The sequence below is a fragment of the Paenibacillus sp. MAH-35 genome (genome assembly GCF_058135425.1).
Genome location: NZ_JBYUPU010000103.1, coordinates 1 through 804 on the forward strand (window position 1 = coordinate 1; position 804 = coordinate 804).

Below are 804 nucleotides of genomic sequence, written 5' to 3' on the forward strand. Positions count from 1 at the left end.
TAAAGTGGGTATGATCGTATTCGACGACATGGAGGTTCTTGATTTTGCAGCACCTTTCGAGGTATTTTCCCTTACTGCGCTTCACCGAGGACGGAAAGGCGAACATAAGCCGTTCGATGTTTCGACTGTCTCGGATCATAGCCCTTATGTCATTACCGGAAGCGGTTTGAGGATTATCCCGGACTACAATATGGACCATGCTCCCCATTATGATTTGATCGTAATACCCGGAGGGCCCGGGATCCGATTGGCGAGCCAGAATAAGGAATGGGTCGGATGGATTCATAAACAATTTGAGCGTGTGAAGTGGATGACATCCGTTCGGACGGGCGTACAACTGCTCGCCGAAGCTGGGATTATGGACGGGAAACGAGCCACAACACACCGGGCCGCCTTACAATGGATGAAAACCCGTTTTCCTCAAACAACGTTCGTCGATGGTACAGCCGTTTCGGACGAGGGTCGGATTATTACATCGGCAGACGGCATGCATCTAGCCTTCCACATGGTACAACGCTTGTTGGGAACTGAAGTCGCAAAGGATACCGCACGTTTTATGGAATACGATATCCCTCCCGATCCTTCCCTTCTATTGAATTCATAAGCGAGGAGAACCTGCATGAAATCGAAGAAACTCGTTGCCGTCATCTTGTGTATCGTGGCGTTATTATGGCTTTTGCATACTTTTTCAAAAAATTTCATTCTTGATCCTAACATTCAAAGCTTCCTGTCTAAAAAAGACCAAGTGATAGCCAAGGAATCGTTATGGGTGCTGATGATTCGGATTCATATCGCCCTTGCTCT

At 47.5% G+C, this 804-nt stretch carries 1 protein-coding gene and 1 pseudogene; both read left to right on the forward strand.

The window, feature by feature from the left end; genetic code table 11:
- The coding region (locus AC3Y2E_RS34605) for a DJ-1/PfpI family protein (protein WP_379217987.1) at window positions 1-604 on the forward strand (604 nt) is incomplete at its 5' end.
- A gap of 15 nt (window positions 605-619) precedes the next feature.
- Window positions 620-804, forward strand: a pseudogene (locus AC3Y2E_RS34610) (DUF2306 domain-containing protein); the annotation flags it as partial.